The sequence below is a fragment of the Stenotrophomonas mori genome (genome assembly GCF_023556335.1).
GTDB classification, from domain to species: Bacteria; Pseudomonadota; Gammaproteobacteria; order Xanthomonadales; family Xanthomonadaceae; genus Stenotrophomonas; species Stenotrophomonas mori.
This window is the reverse complement of record NZ_JAIKTS010000001.1, coordinates 433,986-454,885: the sequence shown is the minus strand read 5'-3', so window position 1 is coordinate 454,885 and position 20,900 is coordinate 433,986. Positions and strand designations below refer to the sequence as shown.

Genomic DNA, 20,900 nt, shown 5'->3' with positions numbered 1-20,900 from the left:
GCAAAGGCCCGAGTGTAGCCAGCAGCGTCCCTGCCGGAGCCGGCCAATGGTCATGGTCGCGCGGCGGCAGGCCCGTCGTGGCGGCGGCCCGCCGCACCGGGAAATCCCGTCCGGCCACCGTCCCGTGCGGCGCCCCGCCAGCGTCCCGGCACCCGGACTGTCTCGACGCCCGTGCCGCCCGGACGAGGCCGCCATGGCCTGCCCCGGGCGGCGCCCGTACACTGCGGCGATGAACTACCGCCACGCCTTCCATGCCGGCAACCATGCCGACGTGCTCAAGCACATCGTCCTGCTGGCGCTGATCGACGCGCTCAAGCGCAAGGACACGCCGTTCTTCGTACTCGACACCCATGCCGGACGCGGCCGCTACCTGCTGTCGGCCGAGGCTCCTCGATTGCCGAACGGCAGTCCGGGCCGCAGGACCGCCGAGGCGGACGACGGCATCGGACGGCTGATGGGCGCCGCTTCCCTGCCCGCCGTGGTGGAGCGCTACCTGCGCGCGGTGCAGGCCGACAACCCGGTCGGCGCGCTGCTCGCCTACCCCGGCTCGCCGCTGCTGGCCGCCCAGGCCCTGCGCGAGCAGGACCGGATGGCCGCCTGCGAGCTGCAGCCGGAGGAGGCGGCGGCCCTGGATGTCCTGTTCGCCCGCGACCGCCGGGTGCAGGTGCTGGCCGCCGATGGCTACGAAAGCCTCCGCGCCCTGCTGCCACCGCGTGCCGGCAGCACCCGGATCGGCCGCGCGCTGGTGCTGGTCGACCCCCCCTACGAGGCGCAGGACGCGGAATACCCGCGGATCATCGCCGCCCTGCGCGAGGTCCTGGCGCGCATGCCGCAGGCGCAGTGTGCGGTGTGGTACCCGATCAAGCAGCGCCGCAGCCTGCTGCCGTTCTTCCGCAAGGCCGCCGCCCTGCCGGCCAAATCGGCGCTGGTGGCCGAACTGCTGGTCCGTCCGGACGACTCGCCGCTGCGCCTCAACGGCAGCGGCATGCTGCTGCTCAACCCCCCCTGGCAGTTCGACCAGGCGCTGGCCCCGGCGCTGCCCGCGCTGCAGCGCGAACTGGGCGCGGACGGTGCCTCGACCCGCCTGGAATGGCTCAAGAGCGGGGGCTGAACCAACGCCCCCCGGGGGCGGTCCATGGTTGAACCGTGTTCACAGAAAATACCGCCGCAGATGCAAGAATCGGCGGACTTTGGAGGAACCGCAGTCATGGCTACCCGCAACCGCATGCCCCCGTGGCATGAAAACTTCAAGGCGCCCAGCGGCCGCGAGCTGCTCATCCGCCCGATCCGCCCCGAAGACGGGGCTCCGCTGCAGGGAGCCTTCGCACTGTTCGGTCCGGAGGAAGTCCGCGACCGCTTCCTTCAGGCGGTGGACGTGCTGTCCGACGAGACCGCCCAGCGCCTGACCCACCCCAACCCGAAGACCGAGATCGCACTGGTCGCGGCCGAGCCGCTGCCTCCCGGCGAAGCGCTGGTCGGCGCCGTGGCGCGGGCCACGGTCATCCCCGGCACCCGCGACGCCGAGTACGCCATCCTGGTCAGCCGCTTCCTCGCCGGCCAGGGGCTGGGGCGGCAGCTGATGCGCAAGCTGGTGAAATGGGCCCGCGGCAAGTTCCTGGACCGGCTGTACGGCGATATCGCCCAGGACAACGAGCCGATGCTGCAACTGGCCGCATCGCTCGGTTTCAAGCAGGTGCCGCACCCCACCGGCGCCCCCGGCCTGGTGCGCATGGAACTGGACCTGGCCGGCTGATCCCGGCGCCGGCGCGCGTCCGCTCCGGACCGCGCGCCGGGGTCTGATAAAATCGCCGGTCCATGTCCGCACCCCACTTTCCCACTCCGCCGCTGCCCCGCGCGGGCCAGCTCCGCGCCTGGTGGCGCGCCCCGGTTTCCAGCAGCGCGCTGGCCTGGCACGTGGCCCGCGCCGCGCAGGCCCATGGCCGCCCGCTGCTGCTGGTCGCCCGCGACAACCACAGCGCGCACCAGGCCGTCGCCGACCTGCAGACCCTGCTGGGCGACGCCGCAGGCGCCTTGCCGGTGGTGCCGTTTCCCGACTGGGAAACCCTGCCCTACGACCAGTTCAGCCCGCACCCGGACATCCTTTCGCAGCGGCTGGCGGCCCTGCACCGGCTGCCCACCCTGGACGCCGGCATCGTGGTGGTGCCGGTGCAGACGCTGCTGCAGCGGCTGGCGCCGCTGAGTTTCATCGTCGGCGGCAGCTTCGACCTGGCGGTCGGCCAGCGGCTGGACCTGGACGCGGAGAAGCGCCGGCTGGAAAGCGCCGGCTACCGCAACGTGCCGCAGGTGATGGACCCGGGCGACTTCGCCGTGCGCGGCGGTTTGCTGGACGTGTACCCGATGGGCGCCGGCGCACCGCTGCGGATCGAGCTGCTGGATACCGACATCGATTCGATCCGCGAATTCGACCCCGAGTCGCAGCGCTCGCTGGACAAGGTCGCCGCGGTGCGGATGCTGCCCGGCCGCGAGGTACCGATGGATGAGGCCAGCCTTGCCAAGGTGCTGGCCACGCTGCGCGAACGCTTCGACGTGGATACCCGCCGCAGCCCGCTGTACCAGGACCTGAAGTCGGGCGTGCTGCCGGCCGGCATCGAGTACTTCATGCCGCTGTTCTTCGAGCGGACCGCCACCCTGTTCGACTACCTGCCTGAAGGCTTCCTGACGGTGGTGGCCAGCGGCGTGTCCGAGGCCGCCGAGGCCTTCTGGGCCCAGGCCGGCAGCCGCTACGAACAGCGCCGCCACGACATCGAGCGGCCCCTGCTGCCGCCCGAGGAGATCTACCAGTCCCCGGACAGCCTGCGCGAGCAGTTCAACAAGCAGCCGCGGGTGGACGTGTGGCCGGCCGACCATCCGCGCATCGCCGAGGCGCAGGCGCTGGGCGACCAGCCGCTGCCGCCGTTGCCGGTGGCCACCCGGGACGCGCCGGCCGCGCAGGCGCTGACCTCCTTCCTCGAGCACTATCCCGGGCGCGTGCTGGTCGCCGCCGATTCACCGGGCCGTCGCGAGGCGCTGCTGGAAGTGCTGCAGGCCGCCGGCCTGCGCCCGCCGGTGGTGCCCGGGTTGCCGGCGTTCCTGGCCGACGACGCACCGCGCTTCGCGATCACCGTGGCGCCGCTGGACGACGGCTTCGCCCTGGCCGAGCCGCCGCTGGCGGTCCTCACCGAGCGCCAGCTGTTCCCCGAACGCGCCGGGCATCCGCGCCGCGCGCGCCGCGCCGGGCGCGAGCCCGAGGCGATCATCCGCGATCTCGGCGAGCTGACCGAGGGCGCGCCCATCGTCCACGAGGACCACGGCGTCGGCCGCTACCGCGGCCTGGTGGCGATGGATGTCGGCGGCATGCCCGGCGAGTTCCTCGAGATCGAGTACGCCAAGGGCGACCGGCTGTATGTGCCGGTCGCGCAGCTGCACCTGATCAACCGCTATTCCGGCGCCTCGCCGGACACCGCGCCGCTGCACTCGCTGGGCGGCGAGCAGTGGAGCAAGGCCAAGCGCAAGGCCGCCGAGAAGGTCCGCGACGTCGCTGCCGAACTGCTGGAGATCCAGGCCCGCCGCCAGGCCCGTGCCGGCCTCGCGCTGGACATCGACCGTGCCCTGTACGAACCGTTCGCCGCCGGCTTCCCGTTCGAGGAGACCCCGGACCAGCTGGCCGCGATCGAGGCCACCCTGCGCGACCTGCAGTCCAGCCAGCCGATGGACCGCGTGGTCTGCGGCGACGTCGGCTTCGGCAAGACCGAAGTCGCCGTGCGCGCCGCCTTCGCCGCCGCCAGCGGCGGCAAGCAGGTGGCGGTGCTGGTGCCGACCACGCTGCTGGCCGAGCAGCACTACCGCAGCTTCCGCGACCGCTTCGCCGACTATCCGCTCAAGGTCGAGGTACTGTCGCGCTTCAAGAGCAGCAAGGAGATCAAGGCCGAGCTGGACCGCGTGGCCGCCGGCGGGATCGACGTGATCGTCGGCACCCATCGGCTGCTGCAGCCGGACGTGAAGTTCAAGGACCTCGGCCTGGTGATCGTCGACGAGGAACAGCGCTTCGGCGTGCGCCAGAAGGAGGCCCTCAAGGCGCTGCGCGCCAACGTGCACCTGCTCACGCTCACCGCCACGCCGATTCCGCGCACGCTCAACATGGCCATGGCCGGGCTGCGCGACCTGTCGATCATCGCCACGCCGCCGCCGAACCGGCTGGCGGTGCAGACCTTCATCACCGCCTGGGACAACGCGCAGCTGCGCGAGGCCTTCCAGCGCGAGCTGGCCCGCGGCGGCCAGCTGTACTTCCTGCACAACGACGTGGAAAGCATGGGCCGCATGCAGCGCGAGCTGTCCGAGCTGGTGCCCGAGGCACGCATCGGCATGGCCCACGGGCAGATGCCCGAGCGCGAGCTGGAGAAGGTGATGCTGGATTTCCAGAAGCAGCGCTTCAACGTGCTGCTGGCCAGCACCATCATCGAATCGGGCATCGACATCCCCAACGCCAACACCATCATCATCAACCGTGCCGACCGCTTCGGCCTGGCGCAGCTGCACCAGCTGCGCGGCCGGGTCGGGCGCTCGCACCACCGCGCCTATGCCTACCTGCTGGTGCCGGACAAGCGCGCAATGACCGCCGACGCGCGCAAGCGCCTGGAGGCCATCGCCTCGATGGACGAGCTCGGCGCCGGCTTCACCCTGGCCACCCACGACCTGGAGATCCGCGGCGCCGGCGAGCTGCTGGGCGAGGACCAGAGCGGGCAGATGGCCGAGGTCGGCTTCAGCCTGTACACCGAGCTGCTGGAACGCGCGGTGCGCTCGATCAAGTCCGGCAAGCTGCCCGACCTGGACGCGGGCGAGGAAGCGCGCGGCGCCGAGGTCGAACTGCACGTGCCGGCGCTGATCCCCGACGACTACCTGCCCGACGTGCATACCCGCCTGACCCTGTACAAGCGCATCAGTTCGGCGCGCGACAGCGGCATCCTGCGCGAGCTGCAGGTGGAGATGATCGACCGCTTCGGCCTGCTGCCCGATGCGGTCAAGCACCTGTTCGCCATCGCCGAACTCAAGCTGCAGGCCGGGGCGCTGGGCATCCGCAAGCTGGACCTGGGCGAGAACGGCGGCCGCATCGTGTTCGAAGCGCAGCCGCGGATCGACCCCATGGCGGTGATTCAGCTGATCCAGAAGCAGCCCCGGCTCTACCAGATGGACGGCCCCGACAAGCTGCGGGTCAAGCACCCGCTGCCCGAGGGCGCGGACCGCTTCAATGCCGCGCGCGCGCTGCTGACCACCCTGCACCCGGCGGCCTGAGCCGCCGCCCGGGCGCCATTGCCTGGAGCCCGGGCGACAGGGAGAATAGCGCCTCCTTTGCCATGTTCCGGCCGTCTCCCCCACGGCATGGGCCCAATGCTTCCGATCCCTGAATCCCCGGGCCTGCCCCTGTCGCCGGACCACGCCACCTGCGGCATCGCCGTGCTTGCCGCCGCGCTGGACGAGCGCGACCGCTACACCGACCAGCATTGCGACCGCGTGTCGCAGCTCGCCGAGGCGCTGGGCCGCCACTGCGGCCTGTCCGATACCCGCCTGGGGCACCTGGTGCTGGCCGCGCGCTTCCACGACGTCGGCAAGATCGGCATCCGCGACGACGTGCTGCTGCATCCCGGGCGCCTGGACGAGGCGCGCATGGAAACCATGCGCTCCCATCCCGAACGCGGCGCGCGGCTGTTCACCGCCACCGGGCGCAGCGACGCGGCCGCGGTCGCCAAACTGATCCTGCACCACCACGAGGCCTGGGACGGCAGCGGTTATCCGCACGGCCTGCAGCGCGAGGAAATCCCGCTGGAGGCACGCATCCTCACCATCGCCGACGGCTACGACGCGATGACCTCGGTGCGCCCCTACCGCGGCCCGATGCGCTCGGAAGACGCGCTCGCGATCCTGTCCCGGGAGCAGGACCGGCTGATCGACCGCCGCCTGTTCGGTGAATTCCAGGGCCTGCTGCGCGAGCACGCCGAGATCGCCGGCTGACGCCCGGCGGCGCCGGCCTCAGAGCACCGGCGACATCATCGCCACCGCGTTCTGCACCAACCGGGTGACGAGGGACCAGGCCGCGACCTGGGTGCGCGTCACCTGCGTGGACACCGACAGGTACTTTTCCTGCCGCCGGCGGATCGCCGCGGTCACCGTGCGGTCCGCGATCAGCAGGCTGTTCTCGAAGTTCAGCTCCAGGCTGCGGCGGTCGATGTTGGCCGAGCCCACCAGGCTGAGCTCGCCATCGACGGTCATCGACTTGGCGTGCAGCAGGCCCAACGGGTATTCGTACACCTCCACGCCGCACTGCAGGAGGTCGGCGTAGGTGCTGCGGCTGGCCTGCCCGACCAGCCAGGAGTCGTTGCGGCGTGGCAGGACCAGCCGGGTCGTCACCCCGCGCCGCGGCGCCGCGCAGATCGCGCGCAGGATCGATTCGTCCGGCACGAAGTACGGGGTGGTGATCACCAGTTCGCGCCGGGCCGCGTAGATGCAGGCCACGAAGGTGTCGGCCATGGCGTTGTGCCGGGCGATCGGGCCGGTCTGGAATGCCAGGGCGACACAGCCGCCGGCGGCCGCGGCCGGTGCCGCCGCGAACGGGTAGTCCTCCAGCCCGCCCTCGCCGCTGCTGGGGATCCAGCCGCTGAGGAACAGGAACTGGAACTGCGCCACCACCGGCCCTTCGCAGCGCAGCAGCAGGTCGATCCACGGCGCATGCGCGGCTTTGACGCGGAACTCCGGATCGGCGCAGTTCTGGCTGCCGCAGTAGGCGATGCGGTTGTCGATCACCACGATCTTGCGGTGGTCGCGCAGGTCCATGCGGCTGAACGCGATGTGCTGCAGGCGGTTGATGTCGTCCAGCGTCCTCAGCTGCTTCACGCCCGCCGCCGCCAGCTGCTTCCAGCGCCGGCCACCGACGAATCCGCGCGACCCCAGCGCATCGACCATCACCCGGCACGCCACGCCACGCCGTGCCGCCGCCGCCACCGCATCGGCCACGCGGCCGCCCGCGGTATCGTCCAGCCAGATGTAGAAGGCGATGTGCACGCTCTCGCGGGCCTGCTCGATGTCGGCCACCAGGGTGTCCAGCGCGGCCCGGCAATCGCGCTCCGGCGCGTCGGCCCGGCTGTCCTCGTCGCCGAGCAGCACTATCCGGTTGCCGCCCAGCGCCGGCAGGCCGTTGACCGTCCCGGCCAGTCCCAGCACCGGCAGGGCGCGCTCGGGCACGCCGGCCAGTGCCGTCGCCGGTGCCGCCGCGGCCGCGGCGCTCATCCGCCGCAGGGCCTGTTCCACGCGCCGGAAGCGCGCGCGGCCGATGGACGTCTCGCCCAGCAACAGGTAGGCCACCATGCCCAGCAACGGCGCGAGCATGATCACCGCCACCCACGCGGCCCGCGAGGCCGGCGTGCGGTTGGGGCGGGTCAACGCGCGGGCGGCGACCGCCAGGTGCGCCGCGAAGGTGACCGCGGTGATTCCCAGCTGCAGCAACGCGTGCGGCTCGTCGGCGCCCGGCACCATGCAATCTCCTCGTGATCGATGACCTGCCGCACGTCGCGGCGCCCCGATCAATACCACGTCCGTGCGCGCGGCGTGGCCGCCGCCCGCAGGGCACCACCCGCAGACGGAAGGGCCCGGCGTTGCCGGGCCCTTCCTGGTACGGCTCAGACGCCGGCGCGGCTTACCAGATGACCACCCGCTGGTCGTCGCCGCGCACCATCGCGTCGCCGGCCTTGCACTGGAACGCCGCGGCGAAGGACGGCATGTTCGACGGCGCACCGTTGGCGCGGAAGTTGGCCGGCGCGTGCGGATCGGTGTTCAGGCGCACGCGCAGCTCGCCCTCGGTGAAGTTGCGGCGCCATACCGTGGCCCAGTTCATGAAGAAGCGCTGGTCCTGGCTGTAGCCGTCGATGTCGACGTTGCGGGACGGGTCTTCCTCCAGCGCCACCTGCAGCGCGTCGTAGGCCACGGTCAGGCCGCCGAGGTCGCCGATGTTCTCGCCCAGGGTCAGCCGGCCCTTGACATGGACGCCCGGCAGCGATTCATAGCCGTCGAACTGCGCCACCAGCTTGTCGGTGCGGGCGTCGAAGGCCTTGCGGTCGGCGTCGGTCCACCAGTTGTCGAAGTTGCCGTTGGCGGCGAACTGGCTGCCCGAGTCGTCATAGCCGTGCATCATCTCGTGGCCGATCACCGCGCCGATGCCGCCGTAGTTCAGCGCCGGGTCGGCCTTGGCGTCGAAGAACGGCGGCTGCAGGATCGCCGCCGGGAACACGATCTCGTTCTTGGCCGCGTTGTAGTAGGCGTTGACCGTCTGCGGGGTCATGCCCCATTCGGTCTTGTCCACCGGCTTGCCGATCTTGTCGAGCATGTAGCGGTAGTTGAACGCGCGCGCGGCCTGCATGTTGCCCAGGTAGCTGTCGCTCCGGGTGGCCAGGCCCGACCAGTCGCGCCACCTGTCCGGGTAGCCGATCTTCGGGGTGAAGCTGGCCCACTTCTCCAGCGCCTTCTTCTTGGTGTCCTCGCCCATCCACGGCAGCGCCTCCAGCCGCGCCTTCAGCGCCACCGACAGGTTCTCCACCAGGTGTTCCATCGCCACCTTCGAGTCGGCCGGGAACACCGCGTCCACGTACAGCTGGCCCAGGGCCTCGCCCATCGCGCCGTTCACCGATTCCAGCACCCGCTTCCAGCGGGGCTGCATCTCCTGCTGGCCGCGCAGGGTCTTGCTGAAGAAGTCGAAGTTGGCCTGCTCGAAGGCCGTGCTCAGGTACGGGGCCGCGCCGTCCACGGTGTGGAAGCGCAGGTAGGCCTGCCAGGTCGTGGCCGGCACCTCGGCGAGCATCGTGTCCAGTTCGGCGAAGAAGCCCGGCTGCGCCAGCGAGAACTTGTCCTTGGCCGGCACCTCCAGCGCGTCGAACAGCGCGGTCCAGCTGAAGTGCGGGGTCTGCCTGTCGGCGTCGGCGGCGCTGAGCGGGTTGTAGCGCTTGGCCGGGTCGCGCAGCTCGATGCGCGACAGCGAGGCCTTGGCCAGGCGGGTCTCGAAGTCCATCACCGCCCTGGCCTGCTCCTTGGCCTGCGCGGCCTCGATCCCGGACAGCGCCAGCAGCTTCTCGATGTAGCCGACATAGGCCTCGCGGATCCCCGCCTGCGAATCATCAAAGTAGTAGCCCTTCTCCGGCAGGCCCAGGCCGCCCTGGCCGACATAGGCGATGACGTTGGCCGAATCCTTGAAGTCCGGGCTGGCGTACAGCGAGAACAGGAACCCCCGGCCCTGCGCATAGGCTTCGCGCAGGTAGCCGGCGATGGCCGCGCCGTCGTCCAGCGCGGCGATCCGGTCCAGCTCCGGCTGCAGCGGCGCGATGCCCGCCGCCTCGATGGCGGCCTCGTCCGAACCGCTCTTCCAGAGGTCGCCGATCTGCGCTTCCACGGTGCCGGCCTTGGCGCTGGCCGCCGCGGCCTGCTCGACCAGCGCGCGCTGCACTTCCAGCGACCGTTCGCGCAGGATCTCGAAGCTGCCCCAGGTGGTCTGGTCGCCCGGCACCGGGTTGGCCTTGAGCCAGTTGCCGTTGACGAACGCGTCCAGGTCCGTGCAGGCCGATGCCGACAGGTCGAGGTCGCCGGCGTTGAACGCCACCGACGGCGTCTTGATCTGCGCCGGGTCGAACCCCGGCCGGGCCGCGTCGGCGGCCGGGGCCTCGGTCTTGCCGCACGCCGCCAGCGAGGCGGCGATGGCGACGGTCAGGGACAGCGGAACGAATCGGGAAAGGGTCATGCGGAATCTCCGGGACAACACAGGGAACACCGCGGCTGCGCGCGGCCAATCCCCGAGCGTAGGCGATGGCCCCCGCCTCCGGCTAGGCCGAAGGTCATGCGTGCCAGCAGCTGGACCCGGACCGCGCGCGCGGGCCCGTGTCCCGGCCGGGCGTGGCTCAGTTCCCCGGCGAGGCCGGCGACCGCGGCAGGAACGCCGCCACCATGCCCAGCAACGGCAGGAACGAGATCACCTTGTAGACCCAGAGGATGCTGGTGTGGTCGGCCAGCACGCCCAGCACCGCCGCGCCCAGGCCGCCCATGCCGAAGGCGAAGCCGAAGAACAGCCCGGACACGGTGCCGATGCGGTGCGGCATCAGTTCCTGCGCATACACCAGGATCGCCGAGAACGCCGAGGACAGCACGAAGCCGATGATCAGGGTCAACAGCGTGGTCCATTCCAGGTTGGCGTAGGGCAGGATCAGCGCGAACGGCGCCACGCCCAGGATCGAGGCCCAGATCACCGGCTTGCGGCCGATGCGGTCGCCCACCGGGCCGCCGATCAGGGTGCCGGCCGCCGAGGCCGCGAGGAAGCCGAACAGGTGCAGCTGCGCGCTCTGCACCGACACCTGGAACTTCTGCATCAGGTAGAAGGTGTAGTAGCTGCTCAGGCCGGCGATGTAGAAGTACTTGCTGAAGATCAGCACCAGCAGCACCACGATCACCCAGGCCACGGTGCGCGGCGGCAAGCGCGCCTCGTTCGCCGCCGCCACCGGCGCCGGACGCGCCGCGCTGGCGCGCAGGTGCTGCTGGTACCAGCGCCCGACATAGGTCAACAGGCAGATGCCGATCAATGCGGCACCGCCGAACCAGGCCACGCTGCGCTGGCCATTGGGCGCGATCACCGCCGCGGCCAGCAGCGGGCCGATGGCGGTGCCGGCGTTGCCGCCCAGCTGGAACACCGACTGCGACAGCCCATGGCGGCCGCCCGAGGCAAGCCGGGCGATGCGCGAGGATTCCGGGTGGAAGATGGCCGAGCCGATGCCGACCAGCATCGCCGCGGCCAGCACCGTGCCGAAATTGGGCGCATAGGCCAGCAGCAGCAGGCCGCACAGGGTGGAGGTCATGCCGATCGGCAGGGAATACGGTGCCGGCCGCCGGTCGGTACGCAGGCCGATCAACGGCTGGAACAACGACGCGGTGAGCTGGTAGGTCAGCGTGATCAGGCCGATCTGGGCGAAGCTCAGGTTGAACTGGCCCTTGAAGATCGGATACAGCGCCAGGATCAGCGACTGCATCATGTCGTTGACCAGGTGCGAGCTGCTGATCGCGGCCAGCACGCCCACGGCCAGCGGGCGGCGCCCGGCAGGCGGGGAAACGGTGACGGAGGGGGCGGCGGAGGACATGGCGGTACCGGAAACGGGGGGGAGCGGCCAGCATGATAAGGTCGCCCCCGACGCCCTTCCTGCGCGATATGGTCATGCAGCCTCTTGAAAAGGACATTGGCGGGCGCCGCGGGCAGCGCCTGCCGCTGCCCGCGCCCGTCGACACCGCGGTGTACAGCACCGCCCGCGCCTATGCCCCGGGCACCCTGATCCCGCTGCACCACCATCCCGACCGCCACCAGCTGGTCTATGCCGAATCCGGGGTACTGGTGGTGCGCGCCGGCATGGGCCGCTGGGTGGTCCCGAGCACCCGGGCGATCTGGATTCCCGCCGGCATCGACCACCAGGTGCACTGCATCGGCCAGGTGCAGATGCGCAGCCTGTACCTGGCGCCCACCGCGATGCCGCAGCCGCCCGCCGGCGCCTCGGCGGTGTCGGTCACGCCACTGCTGGCGGCGCTGATCCGGGCCGCCGCCGGTGTCGTCCAGCCGTACCGCGAGGACTCGCGCGACGGCCGCCTGATGCGCCTGATCCTGGACGAGATCCAGGCCCTGCCGGCGCTGCCGCTGCACCTGCCCGAGCCGGCCGACCCGCGCCTGCGCCTGATCGGACGCCAGCTGGAACGGCACCCGGACGATCCCTCGACCCTGCGGGACTGGGCCGACCGCCTGCGGGTGGACGTGAAGACGATCCAGCGGCTGTGCGCGCGCGAGCTGGGCATGACCTTCGGCCAATGGCGGCAGCAGGCGCGGCTGCTGCGCGCGCTGGAACGGCTGGCGGTCGGCGAGAAGGTCATCGATGTCGCACTGGCGCTGGGCTATGAGAGCCCCAGCGCGTTCAGCACCATGTTCAAGCGCCGCTTCGGGCTGACCCCGAGCCAGTTCTTCCGTTGAGCCGCCACCCTGCAGGCCAGCCGGCGGAGCGCGGACCGGCGGCGATCAACCGGCCATGCCGCGGGAGCGCTGGATGGCCGGCGGACGTGGAAGCCCGGAACGCAAACACCCGGCCGAGGCCGGGTGTTTCGATGCTTCGAGCAGGCCGGCGTTACTTCGCCTTGCCCTGGTTGGCGACCGCCTCGGCCGCCTTCTTGGCCGCTTCCGGGTCGCCCAGGTAGCGGAACGACTGCACGCCCAGATCGTCGTCCAGCTCGAACAGCAGCGGGATGCCGGTGGGGATGTTGAGCTCGAGGATGTCCTCGCGCGAGACGTTGTTGAGGTACTTGTACAGCGCGCGCAGCGAGTTGCCGTGGGCGGTGACCAGCACGGTCCTGCCCTCCTTCAGCTGCGGGGCGATGGCGTCGTGCCAGTACGGCAGCACGCGATCCAGGGTGGTGGCCAGCGATTCGGTGGCCGGCAGCGCGTTGCGGTCCAGCCCCGCGTAGCGGCGGTCGTGGACCGGATGGCCCGGGTCCTCCAGGTCCATCGGCGGCGGCGGGATGTCGTAGGAACGGCGCCACACCTTGACCTGTTCCTCGCCGTGCCGGGCGGCGGTCTCGGCCTTGTCCAGGCCCTGCAGGCCCCCGTAGTGGCGCTCGTTGAGGCGCCAGGACTTGGCGACCGGCAGCCAGTCCTGGTCCAGCTCGGCCAGCGCGCCCTGCAAGGTGTGGATGGCGCGCTTGAGCACCGAGGTGTGCGCGGCATCGAACTTCAGCCCGGCATCCTTCATCAACCGGCCGGCAGTGGCGGCTTCGCGGCGACCCTGCTCGGTCAGCGCCACATCCACCCAGCCGGTGAAACGGTTGTCGAGGTTCCACTGGCTCTGGCCATGGCGCAACAGCACGAGTTTGCGGGTCACTGCGGGGTCTCCGGTTGTGTGGATGGAAGCGCCCGATTGTAGCCGCATCGCAGCAGCCCCCCTCCGTCCACCGCGCAGCGACGGGAAGCATGGCAGTCTGCGTCCATGGAGCCCATCCACAGCCTTTTCCCGGAGGACACCAGCCTGGCCGGGCTGCGCCGCCTGCAGCATGTACTGGCGGCGCGCGTGGACCTGGAGGACCGCGTGCCCCGCCTGCCGGCGCGCGTCGCCGGGGTGGACAGCGGTTTCGAGGACGCCGGCCGCATCACCCGCGCGGTCGCGGTGCATGTGGATGGCCCCGGCCTGCAGCTCCGCGAATCGACGCTGGCGCGCCTGCCCACCGTCCTGCCCTACATCCCCGGCCTGCTCAGTTTCCGCGAGCTGCCTGCGGTGCTGCAGGCGCTGCGTCAGCTGCAGGAGCCGCCGCAGCTGGTGCTGGTCGATGGCCATGGCATCGCCCACCCGCGCGGGCTCGGCATCGCCGCGCACCTGGGCGTGCTGACCGGCCTGCCGAGCATCGGCGTGGGCAAGCGCCGGCTGGTCGGCGAGTACGCCGACCCCGGTCCGGAACGCGGCGACCACACACCGCTGTTCCACAAGGGCCGCCAGGTCGGCTGGGTGCTGCGCAGCAAGCCGCGCTGCAATCCGCTGTTCATCTCGCCGGGCCACCATGTGTCGGTGGCCGCCTGCCTGCCGCTGGTGCTGGCCTGCCTCACCCGCTACCGGCTGCCCGAACCTACCCGGCTGGCCGACCGCATCGCCTCGCGCCGCGATGGCCAGGCCTGATCCATCGCGGCAACAGTCCGTTGCCGCCGGAGCGCCGGCACCGGCCCGCGGTGCATGCCATGCTGCCCGTCCCCGCAATGGAGCCCCGTCATGACCACGATCATCAGCCCCCGCGTCCATGACCTCGGCGGTTTCCAGGTGCGCCGTGCCGTGCCGACGCTGGAGGCGCGCAGCGTCGGTCCGTTCGTGTTCGTCGACCACATGGGCCCGGCGGTGTTCGCGCCGGGCCGCGGCATCGACGTGCGCCCGCACCCGCACATCGGCCTGGCGACGGTCACCTTCCTCTGGTCCGGGGCCATCGGCCACCGCGACACGCTCGGCTCGGACCAGGTCATCCGCCCCGGCGACGTCAATTGGATGACCGCCGGCCGCGGCATCGCCCATTCCGAGCGCACACCGCCGCGCGAGCGCGAACACGACCACCCGCTGCACGGCATGCAGACCTGGGTGGCGTTGCCGAAGGACCACGAGGAAACCGCGCCGGCATTCCATCACTTCAGCGCGGCGCAGCTGCCGCAGCAGCGCCGCGACGGCGCCTGGCTGCGGGTGATCGCCGGCCGCGCCTATGGTGAGGAATCCCCGGTGCGGGTGTTCGCCGACACGCTCAATGTCGCCATCGACCTGGAGCCCGGCGCGGAGATCGACCTGGACACCACGCATGCCGAACGCGCGCTCTACCTGCTGGAAGGCGACGCCCAGCTCGACGGCGTGGACATCCCGGTCCAGCACCTGGTGGTCCCGGAGCCGGGCGCGCGAGGGCGGCTGCGCGCGAAGACCCCGGTCAAGGCGATGCTGATGGGCGGCGAGCCGCTCGATGGCCGCCGGCACCTGTGGTGGAACTTCGTCTCCAGCTCGAAGGAGCGCATCGAGCAGGCCAAGGAGGATTGGCGCGAGGGCCGCTTCGGCACGATTCCCGGCGACGACCAGGAGTTCATTCCACTGCCGGAGCGCTGACGCCTCTTAACGCTTCGAACACACCGACATCACAGTTTGTGGGTATGTTGCCTGCGTCCATTCCGGGCCATTGGGGAGAATGCAGGATGCGCAGGGACAAACGTTTGGCGGCCGAATTCCTCGGCACGTTCTGGCTGGTGCTCGGCGGCTGCGGCAGCGCCGTACTGGCCGCCAAGTTCGGCGGTGACGGCAATCCGCTGGGCATCGGGTTCCACGGCGTGGCACTGGCCTTCGGCCTGACCGTGCTGACCGGCGCCTATGCCTTCGGGCACGTGTCCGGCGCCCACTTCAACCCGGCGGTCAGCCTCGGCCTGTGGGCCGGTGGCCGCTTCGCCGGCAAGGACCTGGTGCCGTACATCATCGCCCAGGTGCTGGGCGGCCTCCTCGCCGGCTTCCTTCTGCTGCAGATCGCCCAGGGCCAGCCGGACTTCGCGATCGACGGCAGCCAGGCCGGCGCCTTCGCCAGCAACGGCTACGGTGCGCTGTCCCCGGGCGGCTACAGCATGGCCGCCGCCTTCCTGTGCGAAGTGGTGATGACCGCGATGTTCCTGGTGGTGATCATGGGCGCCACCCACGGCCGGGCACCGGCCGGCTTTGCGCCGATCGCGATCGGCCTGGCGCTGACCCTGATCCACCTGATCAGCATCCCGGTCACCAACACCTCGGTGAATCCGGCCCGCTCGACCGCCGTGGCCGTGTTCGCCGGGTCGGGGGCGCTGGGCCAGCTGTGGCTGTTCTGGCTGGCGCCGTTCCTGGGCGCACTGGTCGGCGGCCTGCTCTACAGGTGGCTCGGCAACGAGCCGCGTTGATCCTGCCGGCTGGCGGAACGGCGGCCGCCGGTTTGCGGCCGCCGGTCTTTTTGTACTACCGTAAAAACGCATCGGGCGCGTTGCATGGACGCCCGCATCGGGCAGGGGTGGAGCGCCCACGGGGAAACCGTTGCAGACCTACAACACTGCCGTCAGGCCCGCAGGGCCGACGATCCGGGGGAAGGCATGCTGAAAAACGTACGTACGGTTGGCTGTCTGCTGCTGCTCGCCGGCAGCGCCGAGGTGTCTGCGCAGCAGGCCGGCTGTCCATCGCTGCCTGCGGCCAGTGGCCTGCAGTGGCAGGAACAGGCGCAGAGCGACTTCATCGTCTGCAAGGCCGCGGCCGGCGATGGCCGCATCGTCCTGAACGTGATGCTGACGCCGCGCGATCCGGGGCTCAACTTCAACCGCACGCTGCGCGCCGAGCGCGGCAGTTTCGGGGGCGAGAGCCTGTACTGGTATACGCCGGACATGGGCGGCCGCGACGTGCCCGGCCTGGATTTCCGGCGCATCACCACCGTCAAGCTGGCCCGCAACCACTATGCGCAGATCTGGATAGACGCCGGCGACGCCGGTGAACTGGCCGCGCTGCAGCAGGTCACCGGCGAACTGGGCTCGGCCGACAGCGGCCTGGCCGGACACGCGCGCTAGCCGGCAGGCCACGCCGCGGACCGGCGCGGCGCCCGCCGGCGGCACGCTGCCGGGCGTGGGCGGCCCCGCGTTACCGGGGTGGCGCAGGTGCCCCGCGAACAGGAAAGTGACCGTCTCGACGCCGTGGCGCGGGGCCCCGGGGACGCCGGCGATGGTGTCGCACGTCGCGGCCGTCGACGGATTCATCGGGCGCCCGCAACGGATCGAACCCGGACACGGCTGCCCTTGGGCGCACGCACGCCGGCACCGTCGGACGCGGGCATGCCGCGTGGCGCGCGCAACGGGCGAATCCGCCACGGCCCGGCCTCCGTGGCGGCACCGGCGATGGGCGCCGTGGGCCACCGCCCTCGCCGCGACCGACCGCTCCAGGAGCGCTGTCCGCACCGCGCCGATGCCCCGGCGGCGGCACCCGGCTAAGACCAAAGTCGCATCCTTCCAGCCCCTCCGGAGCGTTGACCCCCGGCCGCCACGGGAGGACTCTTGCAACGGTCTTCCCGCGAGGTGGCTCGATGAAAGGTTTCTCCAAGGCCGGATGGGCAGCGCTGTCGCTGATCGGCGCGTTCTGCCTGGGTGTCGTGGCGCTGCGCCGCGGCGAGCACATCAACGCACTGTGGATCGTGGCCGCGGCGGTCTCACTGTACCTGGTCGCGTTCCGCTACTACGGGCTGTTCATCGCCAACAAGGTGCTGGGGGTGGACCCCACGCGCGCCACGCCGGCGGTGGTCCACAACGATGGCCTGGACTACGTGCCGACCAACAAGCACGTGCTGTTCGGCCACCATTTCGCGGCGATCGCCGGCGCCGGCCCGCTGGTCGGCCCGGTGCTCGCGGCGCAGATGGGCTACCTGCCCGGCACCCTGTGGCTGATCGCCGGCGTGGTGCTGGCCGGTGCGGTGCAGGACCTGATGATCCTGTTCATCTCCAGCCGCCGCAACGGCCGCTCGCTCGGCGACCTGGTGCGCGAGGAGATGGGACCGGTACCCGGCACCATCGCCCTGTTCGGCGTGTTCATGATCATGATCATCATCTTGGCGGTGCTGGCGATGATCGTGGTCAAGGCGCTCGAAGGCAGCCCCTGGGGCATGTTCACCGTCATCGCGACGATGCCCATCGCGCTGCTGATGGGGCTGTACATGCGCTACGTGCGGCCCGGCCGGATCGGCGAGATCTCCCTCGTCGGCCTGGTCCTGTTGTTGGCCGCGATCTGGTACGGCGGCCGGGTCGCCGCCGACCCGGTGCTGGGGCCGATGTTCACCTTCACCGGCGTGCAGATCACCTGGATGCTGATCGGCTACGGCTTCGTCGCCGCGGTGCTGCCGGTATGGCTGCTGCTGGCGCCGCGCGACTACCTGTCCACCTTCCTCAAGATCGGCACCATCGTCGGCCTGGCGATCGGCATCCTGATCGTAATGCCGGAACTGAAGATGCCGGCGCTGACCCAGTTCGCCGACGGCACCGGTCCGGTGTGGAAGGGCGGCATGTTCCCGTTCCTGTTCATCACCATCGCCTGCGGCGCGGTGTCCGGCTTCCATGCGCTGATCTCCTCCGGCACCACGCCCAAGCTGCTGGCCAACGAACGCCATGCCGCCTACATCGGCTATGGCGGCATGCTGATGGAATCGTTCGTGGCGATCATGGCGATGGTCGCCGCCTCGATCATCGAGCCGGGCATCTATTTCGCGATGAACAGCCCCGCGGCGGTGATCGGCACCGACGTCGCCAACGCCGCGCAGGTGGTCAGCAGCTGGGGCTTCACCATCTCCCCGGAGCAGCTCACCGCGACCGCCGCGGAGATCGGCGAGCACTCCATCCTCTCCCGCGCCGGCGGTGCACCGACGCTGGCGGTGGGCATCGCGCAGATCCTGCACGCGGTGCTGCCGGGCGACGGCATGATGGCCTTCTGGTACCACTTCGCCATCCTGTTCGAAGCGCTGTTCATCCTCACCGCGGTGGATGCCGGCACCCGCTCCGGGCGCTTCATGCTGCAGGACCTGCTCGGCAACTTCGTGCCGGCGCTGCGGCGCACCGATTCGTGGGTGGCCAGCTTCATCGCCACCGGCGGCTGCGTGGCGCTGTGGGGCTATTTCCTGTACCAGGGCGTCACCGACCCGCTGGGCGGCATCAACATGCTGTGGCCGCTGTTCGGCATCGCCAACCAGATGCTGGCCGGTGTCGCCCTGCTGCTGTGCACCGTGGTGCTGTTCAAGGCCAAGAAGGCGCAGTACGCGTGGGTGCCTATCATCCCCGCGGTCTGGCTGCTGATCTGCACGACCGCCGCGGGTTTCATCAAGATCTTCTCCAGCGAGCCGGCGGTGGGCTTCATCGCCCAGGCGCACAAGTACCGCGACGCCATCGCCGCCGGCAACCTGCTGCCGCCGTCCAAGGACCTCGGGCAGATGCAGCAGGTGATGCTCAACAACTACATCAACGCCGGACTCACCGCGCTGTTCCTGTTCGTGGTGTTCGCGGTGCTGGTGTATTCGCTCAGGACCATCGCCGCCGCGCGCCGCTCCAGCGTGCGTACCGACCATGAAACCCCGTACGTGGCGCTCAAGCCGCACGAGATGGACCTGTGATGGGCACCGCACTGGTCCCGGCCGGCCAGCACCAGGCCTTCCGCCGCACCTGGCGGCGCCTGGTGCAGACCGCGCGCCTGTGCTGCGGCGTGCCCGACTACGACAACTACGTGCGGCACATGCGCGAGAAGCACCCCGGGCGCGAGGTCATGGACTACAAGACCTTCTTCCGCGAACGGCAGGAAGCCCGATTCGGCGGCGGCAAGGGCTTCCGCTGCTGTTGAGCGCCCATACGGTGCGGGAACGGGAAGGCCGCCGGAAGGTGGCCTTCCGCCTTTCCCGCAGGCGATGCCGGCCACCCTGTCGCGGCAAGGCTCCGGTCAGGGTGTCGCTGTCGCCCCGGCAACGCCCGGCGGGGGCTGCCCGCGAGTGCCGCAGCGGGGCGAGGCCCCGCTCTACCGGGGCCCGGGTCATGGCGGCGCTGTAGCGCCGGGCAGCGCCCGGCGGGGGACTGCCCGTGAATGCCATAGCGGGGCGAGGTCCCGCTCTACCGGGGCCCGGGTCGTGGCGGCGCTGTAGCGCCAGGCAGCACCCGGCGGGGGACTGCCCGTGAATGCCGCAGCGGGGCGAGGCCCCGCTCTACCGGGGCCCGGGTCATGGCGGCGCTGTAGCGCCGGGCAGCGCCCGGCGGGGGACTGCCCGTGCGGGGCGAGGCCCCGCTCTACCGGGGCCCGGGTCGTGGCGGCGCTGTAGCGCCGGGTAGCGCCCGGCGGGGGACTGCCCGTGAATGCCGCAGCGGGGCGAGGCCCCGCTTTCCCTGGATGCAGGCGGCGATGGGACTGGGACGCCCCTGGCATCGCGCCCGGATGTTCCCGGCCGGTGATGCGCGGAGGGCGCCTTGCCGGCGCCCTCTGCCTGCCATTGCCGGGCGTGGGCCGTCAGGCTCCGGCCATCCACTTGAGCATCAGCCCGGTGATGTAGGCCAGCACGGTACCGGTGGCGTAGCCCACGGTACCCAGCAGCACGCCCACCGGCGCCAGGCTCGGGTGGAACGCCGCGGCCACCACCGGCGCCGAGGCCGCCGCGCCGACATTGCCCTGCGAGCCGATGGCCAGGAAGAACATCGGTGCCTTGAGCAGCCGTGCCACCACGTACAGCAGCAGCACGTGGGTACCCATCCAGATCACCCCCAGCAGGAACAGCCAGGGGCGCTCCAGCAACGACAACAGGTCCATCTGCATGCCGATGCAGGCGATCAGGAAATACAGGAACAGGGTGCCGACCTTGGAGGCTCCGGCCGCTTCCAGCTCGCGCACCCGGGTGAAGCTCAGCGCCAGCCCGGCGATGGTGGACAGCATCACCACCCAGACGAACGCGTTGTCCAGCGAGGCCTGCTTGGCGAAGCCGAGGTTCGCCCCGCACCAGGCCGCCAACGGCGTGGCCAGCGCATGCGCCGCCCCGACCACGCCCAGCCCGACGCCGACGATGACCATCAGGTCGGTCAGGGTCGGGATGCGCGCGCTCTTGGCCTGGTAGTCGGCGATCCGCCGCTTCATGTCGTCGATCGCCGAGGTATCGGCCCCGTTGCGCGCGTCGATCCCCGCGGCACGGCCGGCCAGCCAGATCAGCGACGGCATCAGCAGGATGCTGGCGCAGACCACGTCCACCACCGCGAACTGGCCGAAGGTGGTGGCATCGACGTTGAAGGTCTCGCGCATCGCCGCCATGTTGGCGCCGCCGCCGATCCAGCTGCCCGCCAGCGCGGCCATCCCCGCCCAGGTGTCGCCGGCGACGGTGGGCGGGTGGATCAGCCGCATCGCCTGGAAGGACACCAGCGCGCCGAGCATAATGCCCACGGTGCCGGTGACGAACATGATCAGCAGCTTGGGCCCCAGCCGGATGATGCCCTTGAGGTCGATGGAGACCGTCAGCAGCACCAGGGCCGCCGGCAGCAGCACGTCGCGCGCCACCGGGTCGTAGAGCTTGGTGGCATGGCCGTCGATGACCCCGGCGGTGTTGTAGATCGCCGGGATGAAATAGCACAGCAGCAGTGCCGGCACCCAACTGAAGAACTTCTTCCAGAAACCGTCCTGGCGGCTGGACAGGTAGAAGATCGTACCCAAAGTGGCGGCGATCAGGCCCAGGCCGACGATGTCGTTGGTGATCAGCGGTGCAGTGCTCGCGGGCGTCATCGCCCCTCCCTCGATCTGGTGTGGAATGCGCTTGCCGGACAACCGGCACGGGCGCGCCCCGCA

The 20,900-nt window shown here is 70.8% G+C and carries 16 protein-coding genes; 11 read left to right on the top strand and 5 right to left on the bottom strand.

Translation table 11 applies throughout. From position 1 onward, the window contains the following. The first annotated feature begins 229 nt into the window (after positions 1 to 229). The 4 genes from K5L01_RS01990 (at position 230) to K5L01_RS01975 (ending at position 6,006) form a co-directional block, all read left to right on the top strand. Positions 230 to 1,111 (top strand): 23S rRNA (adenine(2030)-N(6))-methyltransferase RlmJ, encoded by an 882-nt coding sequence (locus tag K5L01_RS01990; RefSeq protein ID WP_250061464.1) that lies wholly within the window; start codon positions 230 to 232, stop codon positions 1,109 to 1,111. 96 nt (positions 1,112 to 1,207) lie between these two features. Next, a complete protein-coding gene (locus K5L01_RS01985) occupies positions 1,208 to 1,753 on the top strand; it encodes a GNAT family N-acetyltransferase (protein ID WP_250061462.1) in 546 nt (181 codons plus the stop codon). A 62-nt stretch (positions 1,754 to 1,815) separates the two neighbouring features. Then, a complete protein-coding gene (mfd, locus tag K5L01_RS01980) occupies positions 1,816 to 5,289 on the top strand; it encodes a transcription-repair coupling factor (protein WP_250061460.1) in 3,474 nt (1,157 codons plus the stop codon). Between the two features lie 96 nt (positions 5,290 to 5,385). Beyond that, positions 5,386 to 6,006: an HD-GYP domain-containing protein gene (locus tag K5L01_RS01975; protein WP_250061458.1), complete on the top strand. Its 621-nt coding sequence runs from the start codon at positions 5,386 to 5,388 to the stop codon at positions 6,004 to 6,006. An 18-nt stretch (positions 6,007 to 6,024) separates the two neighbouring features. Here the strand turns inward: K5L01_RS01975 and cls are convergent, their stop codons facing one another. The 3 genes from cls to K5L01_RS01960 all read right to left on the bottom strand — a co-directional run bounded on the left by cls (position 6,025) and on the right by K5L01_RS01960 (position 11,156). Continuing rightward, positions 6,025 to 7,524, bottom strand: a complete 1,500-nt coding sequence (gene cls, locus K5L01_RS01970) for a cardiolipin synthase (protein ID WP_250061456.1) — start codon at positions 7,522 to 7,524, stop codon at positions 6,025 to 6,027. A 160-nt stretch (positions 7,525 to 7,684) separates the two neighbouring features. Next, on the bottom strand, positions 7,685 to 9,772 hold the full coding sequence (locus K5L01_RS01965) for a M13 family metallopeptidase (protein WP_250061454.1): 2,088 nt from the start codon (positions 9,770 to 9,772) through the stop codon (positions 7,685 to 7,687). A gap of 157 nt (positions 9,773 to 9,929) precedes the next feature. Then, positions 9,930 to 11,156 (bottom strand): MFS transporter, encoded by a 1,227-nt coding sequence (locus K5L01_RS01960; RefSeq protein WP_250061452.1) that lies wholly within the window; start codon positions 11,154 to 11,156, stop codon positions 9,930 to 9,932. A 74-nt stretch (positions 11,157 to 11,230) separates the two neighbouring features. Here K5L01_RS01960 and K5L01_RS01955 point away from each other — a divergent pair, with 74 nt between their 5' ends. Continuing rightward, positions 11,231 to 12,028: an AraC family transcriptional regulator gene (locus K5L01_RS01955; protein ID WP_250061450.1), complete on the top strand. Its 798-nt coding sequence runs from the start codon at positions 11,231 to 11,233 to the stop codon at positions 12,026 to 12,028. A 151-nt stretch (positions 12,029 to 12,179) separates the two neighbouring features. Here K5L01_RS01955 and gpmA read toward each other — a convergent pair whose 3' ends face one another. Next, entirely contained in the window at positions 12,180 to 12,929 is a 750-nt protein-coding gene (gpmA, locus tag K5L01_RS01950; RefSeq protein ID WP_336254070.1) for a 2,3-diphosphoglycerate-dependent phosphoglycerate mutase, read from the bottom strand. A 105-nt stretch (positions 12,930 to 13,034) separates the two neighbouring features. Between gpmA and nfi the strand changes: the two genes are divergently transcribed. The 6 genes from nfi to K5L01_RS01920 all read left to right on the top strand — a co-directional run bounded on the left by nfi (position 13,035) and on the right by K5L01_RS01920 (position 18,929). Beyond that, the gene (gene nfi / locus K5L01_RS01945) at positions 13,035 to 13,715 is read left to right on the top strand and encodes a deoxyribonuclease V (RefSeq protein ID WP_250061446.1); all 681 of its coding nucleotides are present in this window, start codon (positions 13,035 to 13,037) and stop codon (positions 13,713 to 13,715) included. A 90-nt stretch (positions 13,716 to 13,805) separates the two neighbouring features. Then, positions 13,806 to 14,669: a pirin family protein gene (locus K5L01_RS01940; RefSeq protein WP_250061444.1), complete on the top strand. Its 864-nt coding sequence runs from the start codon at positions 13,806 to 13,808 to the stop codon at positions 14,667 to 14,669. 86 nt (positions 14,670 to 14,755) lie between these two features. After that, positions 14,756 to 15,478 carry an aquaporin Z gene (gene aqpZ / locus K5L01_RS01935; protein WP_250061442.1) on the top strand — a complete coding sequence of 241 codons (723 nt, stop codon included), beginning with the start codon at positions 14,756 to 14,758 and terminating at the stop codon, positions 15,476 to 15,478. A gap of 186 nt (positions 15,479 to 15,664) precedes the next feature. Beyond that, complete coding sequence (locus K5L01_RS01930; RefSeq protein WP_250061440.1) at positions 15,665 to 16,129, top strand: hypothetical protein; 465 nt, start codon at positions 15,665 to 15,667, stop codon at positions 16,127 to 16,129. Between the two features lie 509 nt (positions 16,130 to 16,638). Further along, the gene (locus K5L01_RS01925; protein ID WP_250061438.1) at positions 16,639 to 18,705 is read left to right on the top strand and encodes a carbon starvation CstA family protein; all 2,067 of its coding nucleotides are present in this window, start codon (positions 16,639 to 16,641) and stop codon (positions 18,703 to 18,705) included. Next, a complete protein-coding gene (locus tag K5L01_RS01920) occupies positions 18,705 to 18,929 on the top strand; it encodes a YbdD/YjiX family protein (RefSeq protein ID WP_250061436.1) in 225 nt (74 codons plus the stop codon). Before K5L01_RS01925 ends, K5L01_RS01920 begins: the two co-directional genes overlap by 1 nt. A 654-nt stretch (positions 18,930 to 19,583) precedes the next feature. On the opposite strand, the gene K5L01_RS01915 is transcribed toward K5L01_RS01920, so the two are convergent. After that, on the bottom strand, positions 19,584 to 20,837 hold the full coding sequence (locus K5L01_RS01915) for a DUF819 family protein (RefSeq protein WP_250061434.1): 1,254 nt from the start codon (positions 20,835 to 20,837) through the stop codon (positions 19,584 to 19,586). Positions 20,838 to 20,900 lie beyond the last annotated feature (63 nt).